General features: G+C 64.5%; 5 protein-coding genes. 2 read left to right on the top strand and 3 right to left on the bottom strand.

Annotated features, from left to right (window positions below; translation table 11 throughout):
* Position 1: 1 nt before the first annotated feature.
* Together ACIBG0_RS35140 and ACIBG0_RS35145 are read right to left on the bottom strand one after the other, a co-directional pair.
* Positions 2-595: a type VII secretion target gene (locus ACIBG0_RS35140; RefSeq protein WP_397038656.1), complete on the bottom strand. Its 594-nt coding sequence runs from the start codon at positions 593-595 to the stop codon at positions 2-4.
* Entirely contained in the window at positions 595-987 is a 393-nt protein-coding gene (locus ACIBG0_RS35145) for a hypothetical protein (RefSeq protein ID WP_397038657.1), read from the bottom strand. Before ACIBG0_RS35145 ends, ACIBG0_RS35140 begins: the two co-directional genes overlap by 1 nt.
* Positions 988-1,670: 683 nt before the next feature.
* On the opposite strand from ACIBG0_RS35145, the gene ACIBG0_RS35150 reads away from it, so the two are divergent.
* Together ACIBG0_RS35150 and ACIBG0_RS35155 are read left to right on the top strand one after the other, a co-directional pair.
* On the top strand, positions 1,671-2,201 hold the full coding sequence (locus ACIBG0_RS35150) for a GNAT family N-acetyltransferase (RefSeq protein WP_397038659.1): 531 nt from the start codon (positions 1,671-1,673) through the stop codon (positions 2,199-2,201).
* Between the two features lie 162 nt (positions 2,202-2,363).
* Positions 2,364-5,450 carry a GNAT family N-acetyltransferase gene (locus ACIBG0_RS35155; RefSeq protein ID WP_397038661.1) on the top strand — a complete coding sequence of 1,029 codons (3,087 nt, stop codon included), beginning with the start codon at positions 2,364-2,366 and terminating at the stop codon, positions 5,448-5,450.
* A 62-nt stretch (positions 5,451-5,512) separates the two neighbouring features.
* Here the strand turns inward: ACIBG0_RS35155 and ACIBG0_RS35160 are convergent.
* Positions 5,513-6,166: integrase core domain-containing protein (locus ACIBG0_RS35160; RefSeq protein WP_397038663.1), on the bottom strand; the 654-nt coding region annotated here is incomplete at its 5' end.

The following is a 6,166-nucleotide window of genomic DNA, read 5'->3' on the forward strand; positions in this document are numbered from 1 at the left end:
GCTATTGCCCCCCTTGCCCATTACGAATCTCAGCGGCCCGCTGCGCCGCGCCGGTGTTCCAGTGCACCCCGGGCACTGCGCCAGCGAGTGCGTCCGGGCCCGCCGCCTGGATGACCTCGATGTTGGTGCCGATCTGGTTGAACGCGTTCTGGAACGACTCGGCGCTGTAGTCACGGTTGCGGATCTGGTTGTACTGGTTATCGGCCAGAGTCTCTCCCCACGACCTTTTGTCGATCTCCTCGTTCGACAGATGCGGGTTCCCGATCAAATGGGTGGTGATCTCCTTGAACGTGTCAGAGAACTTCTCATCCATGATGTGATAGCGGCCCGCCGCCAACCCCAACGTTTGCGCGATCGCGTTGCCTGCCTGCACCAACGCGCGCACACCCCACGACCACCGCTCGGTGAACGTCTCGAACGCGTTCTGCACCGAGGACTTACCCGCCTGTATCGGCGACAACGTCAACAACGAAAACCCTCGCCCCATCGCCCCGGTCTCGCCGACACCGAGATCGGACAGTCCACTGATGACGCCGGTGATCCCATCCGCGGCCTGCTGCAACACTGCCGGATCGACATTCAGTTGCTCACCCATCAGCGGTTCCCATCAGCAGTCGATGTCTCGGAAACGTTCGGCGGGAACGTCATCGGCGCTGTACCCGCCATATCGACAGCAACTCCGGTCGGCTCGGCCCGGCTTGCCGCGTACTCGGCGAGGCGGCTGCCGAGCAGCGTGTGATAGCGGTACTCCTGGTCCGGATCGACACCGCGGGCGCTCATGTAGCGGGCATACTCCTCGATGCTGGTGAACGCGCAAACCCAATCCACACCACCGAACCGAGAGGTATACACCCGGTCCTCATCGATCAACGGCACCACCAGCAGTGCCTCCCTGAACGCCTCTTGCAGCACCTCGGGCTGCCCGAAACCCGCATAGAACGCCCCGATCTCCGACCGCAACACGTCACTACCCTCGATGTCGGACACCGCTCAACAACCCCCGCTCGCGATCCATCGGCCACCCACCAGGTCAGTCCTCGCAGCATACCGACGATCACCGACCAGAACGCCTCCAACGAAACGTTCCCGACCACGTCGACGAGGAGCAGTAGGCCGCTGCAGCGGTCGGCCGCAGATCATGCCCGCCTGGTCACACGGTTCCAGATAGTCGAGTTTCGGAATCCTGGCCCCAGGATGAGCCGCGCGGACACGCACTCGCGGAGGACAAACGCCCGGAAAGCCCCGCTCGAGTATCGCCGGAAGTGTGAAATGCGAACCGCTGGAAACATGTTCAACGTCGTAGACGGCATCCAACCCCCGAATTCCCAATCCCGCCAACCCCTTCCGCAGCGGCCACGCGGAGCGGGCGGCCAGGCCGGGGTTGTAGGGATTGGGCAGCCCGTTTACCTCGGGCGCGCGTTTCGGGCAACGGTGATGCTTTGATGGTATTCCACAGCTTCGGCGAGTTCGTCGAACTGAAGTAGCACTCCGATCAATCCTCCAAGTGTTCTCGCGGCCTCTCCGGGGGTTGGGTAGAACATCGGTCTCGTGGCCGGCGCGGGCCTCGCCGCGTGGGCGTCGCGGACCGGCCGCCCACTATGGCAGTGAACCTCGATGTGCCAGAGGGAAAAGCGATCGACTCCGCAATCGTGTGGACTTACCGTTCAGCCATGTCCATCAACGGTTTCAGCATCGGCAACGTGATTCTGCGCTCCCCTCGCATGGGCGACGAGAAGGTCGTACGCGCAGCCCACCAGGTGATGGCTGCCGAGGACGGCTTCGACTTCGCTCTCGGTCTGGAACCTGCGATGGACTGGAAGCAGTACCTCGACGTGCTCGAGGACTACCGTCGGGGCCGCAACTTGCCGGAGGGCATCGTTCCCGCCACGTTTCTGATCGCCACCGTCAACGACGAAATCGTGGGCCGCGCCGACATCCGGCACACGCTCAACGACTACCTGGCGCTCAGAGGCGGACACATCGGTTACGCCGTCCTCGCCGAACACCGACGCCGGGGCCACGGCCGCGCTATCCTGCAGCAGAGTCTGGACCTCGCGCACCGGATGGGCATCGAGCGTGTGTTCATCACGTGCGACAACGGCAACGATGCAAGCCGCCGGATCATCGAATCTTGCGGCGGCACACTGGAATCGGTTGAGCCGTGGAGTGACGGGACGCTGATCCGACGCTACTGGATCTGATTCGGGGCGGCAGGGAGTCGATGCAGGACGTGTCGATTCCGGGGCGCGTCCACGGGCGGCAACTGTAGGCGGGAGGCAGGGGCATTGTCGGAGTTCGACCGTCATTTGGATGACTTCACGTCGTATCAGGAGACGCCGTGGGGCCGACTACGGTATGAGCAGGTGTTCGCTAACCTGGCCCGGCACTTGCCGGATCGTCGTGTTCGAGTCCTGGACGCAGGCGGCGGCAACGGCATCGACGCGGTGCGGCTCGCGCGCGCGGGCCACCACGTTACGGTCGTGGACACCTCGAGCCGGTGGTTGCAGGCCACTCGCGCACGCGCTGCCCAAGCCGGCGTCGAAGACCGAATCGAATGCCATGCCGGCGACATACGCCAGGCGGCATCGGATCTGCGCGACCGGCAATATGACATCGTCCTGCTGCACAACGTGGTTCAGTACCTCGCCGAACCTGCGTCGGTGATCGAGGGGCTGGTGGGACTGCTGCGCACCGGTGGGCTGATATCGATTCTGGCGCCGAAGCCCTCATCGGATCCAATGGCCGCCGCGGTCCGCCGAAGCGATCTCGACGAAGCGCTGCGCCTGTTGAACACCACACAGCGCGAGTCCGCCACCTACGGTCTGGAATACGCTTCCCGCACAGCAGACGAAGTCGTCGGATACGTCCTCGGCGCGGGGATGAACCCGCCGCTGCGTTACGGGGTCCGTGCCGTGTGCGACCTGATCGCCGACGACGACGCCAAGCACGACCCCGCGTTTTTCGACAAGCTGCTGCGGTTGGAGAACGCTGTGGCCGACCGCCGCCCGTACCTCGAGGGCGCCCGGTTCTTCCACCTGATCGCCACCAAACCCGAAGCGTCAACCGACACCGCAGCCGAGATGCGGCGGCGACGCGTCCCGATGGACATCGTGGGCTACGAGGCACGGGTGCGCACCGGAGGGTGTTTCATCTGCGAGTTCCTTGCCGGGACACCTGGTTTCGAGCATGAGACCGTCTATGACGATGGCGAACAAGTGGGTTTCCTCAACAAGTACCCGACGCTACCGGGCTCTGTGTTGGTGGTGCCCCGCCGACACGTCGAGGACGTCGCCCGGGATCTGACGCCGCAGGAATATCTTCGACTGCAATCAGCTGTCCACACAGTGGCCAGGGGTGTCGCCGAAGCGATGAATCCTGAACGCCTGTACCTGTTCTCGATGGGGTCCAACGACGGCAACGCGCACATTCACTGGCACATCGCGCCGTTACCGCCGGGGGTGCCGTGCCGGGAACAGCAGTTCCACGCTGTGGCGGCAGAGAACGGCATTCTGGCGTACTCACCGCCGGAGCTCGCAGCACTGGCCGACCGCATCCGGACCGCCCTCACGGTGCGGACACCAGCCGGTTCAGCGGGCACCCCACCGCAATCGTGCATCAGAGACACTTCCACGAAAACCGGTCGGCTCGTGGTCATTCGCGGGAACTCCGGCTCCGGAAAGACAACCGCGGCCCGCCAGTTGCAGCGACGGTTCGACCGCGGGCGGTGCCTGGTGATCGGTCAGGATGTCGTGCGACGGGAGTTCCTGCGCGAGTCCGATGTCACCGGCGGCTACAACATCGACCTCTTGCGCGACATCGCCACGCTCGGCCTCGAACGCGGACTCACCGTGGTCGTGGAGGGCATCCTCACTGCACGCCGCTACGGCACCATGCTCCAACAGCTCGCCGCTACGGCGGAGCGGGCATGCTTCTACGCCTTCGACCTCACCTTCGCCGACACCGTGCAGCGTCACTCCGGACGGCGTGCCAAGACAGCCGAGTTCGACCGCGACGATATGCGCCATTGGTACCACGGGTGGGACCCCCTCGGGTTCGTGGACGAGGTACGCATCGACGCGGCCCACAGTCTTGAAGACATCGTCGACACGATCTACGCCGACATCACCCCGGACTCCCCAAACCAGACGGTGATGAACGGCTCACCGGCGATCGCAATGGCCTTCGATCCCGACGCCGACCGGCGGCCACCACAGTCCGCACCACCGGGCCAACCTGTGGTGCTCCGCTGCTGGGGCACAAGCCACACCGAGCACTTGGTCGCGGCCTCGTCCCGGTTGACCGCCCTGGCAGACCTTCCGGACACCGGCGGCACAGTGACCGTCGACGGTCGTCACAACGCCGGGTTCGTGGCTCGCCTGGAAACCGCTCTGGCAATGAAGCTTCCCGACGTGGCGTTCACGATCCACAATCACGGCCGCGGTGGTGCCACCAGCAGGGACCTGCTGGCCGACGTCGTCGGGGTAGACCTCGACCAGGACTTGGCCCTGCTGGAGTGTGGAACCAACGACGTGCTGCGCCGCGCGCAAGGCCGCGATCATGAAGCTGTCGATATCGAGGAGTTCACCCGAAACTATCGAGCGATTCTCGAGCACCTGCAGCCGCGGACACGGCGGGTGATCTGCCTTGCCGCACCTCCAGTCGGTGGTGAATGTGGCCTGGACGCGGTGTCGATCAACGAGGACCTGTTCGCCTACAACCTCGCCGCACAGAAGGCAGCCCACGAGGCCGGCGCGATGTTCGTGGACTACTGGGGCGCGTTCGTCACCACCGCCGCCCTACTGCGCGAACGCGACGGTACCCCCAGCCCGTGGCTTGCCGACGGAATCCATCTCTCCAACATCGGCAATGAACTGATCCTGCGCAGTCTCGAAGCCACCCTGATCGGCAAGAACGTCATCACCGGCTTGTTGCCGACGCGCACGAAGACCAAGAAACCCAATGCGGAGGTGGTGATCCGGCCCGCCCGCGTCGAGGACGTGCCGTCATCGGTCCGGTTGCGCGTCGCAGTGGCGGCCGAACGGAAGTGGATCGGCGCGCAACCTCCAGTAGACGAAGACAAGGCCGCCGCCCGACTGTCCGAGCAGATCGCCGCGGATAACGCTGGTGTCATCGTCGGCGACCACCGCACCGCCGGTGTCATAGCGGTCGCAACCGCCGACTTCACGACACCGGGCGTCGCCGAGATCACCATGATGATCGCGGCCGACCACCGAGGCGCCGGCGTCGGCGGCACCTTGCTCGACCATCTCCTCGACTGGTGCAAACACCATCACGCCCACAAGGCGACCCTGAAGGTCTGGCCGCACAACCTCCCTGCGATCAGGCTCTACCACAGCGCCGGCTTCGAAACCGAAGGCACATTGCGCGCCCATTACCGGCGGCGCAACGGTGAACTCTGGGACGCGATCATCATGAGTCGGCTGTTGTAGAAGCCTGTGGCCGGTCCCCGATGATGCGACCATCCGGTCTTTGAGTCCGGGGTCGATCGGTTTCAGTTGATCTCGCAGACCACGGGGTGATGGGTGTGGCTGCAGGTGGCAGCGTACTCGGCCGGTGTCAGGTAGCTCAGTGCCGAGTGTCGGTGCCGATGGTTGTGGTCGGTTTTGAAGTCGCCGATCACGACCCGGGCTTCGAGCAGGCTGGTCCAATGGTTGCGATTGAGGCATTCATGCCGCAGCCGCCGGTTGAACGACTCGATGTAGCCGTTGTTCCAAGGTGTTCCGGGTGGGATGTAGACGATCCCGACGCGATCAACGCAGAACTGTTGCAGCGCAGCCGAAATCATCTCCGGGCCGTTGTCCATGCGTAGTACCTTCGGTGGCCCGCCGGTGGCAGTGAACACTCGCTGCAGCTCGGCGACCAGCCGCTCGGCGGTGATCGACCGTTCCACGACGTGCAGTAGCGACTCGCGGGTGTGTTCGTCGACCATCGACGCGATCTTCACCGCCCGTCCGTCGAGGGTCGAATCGAACTGGAAGTCCAACGCCCACACCGTCTTCCGAGCATCGGCGTCGATCACCGGCACCGAGGATTGCCCGGCCCGTTTCCGTGGCGAATGCGCACGGACCTGCAGACCTTCTTCACGCCAGAGCCGATGGACCCGCTTCTTGTTCACCGGGAAGCCCTCGTCGAACCGCAGTGCCGC

Source organism: Nocardia sp. NPDC050630, from assembly GCF_044457245.1.
GTDB lineage: Bacteria > Actinomycetota > Actinomycetes > Mycobacteriales > Mycobacteriaceae > Nocardia.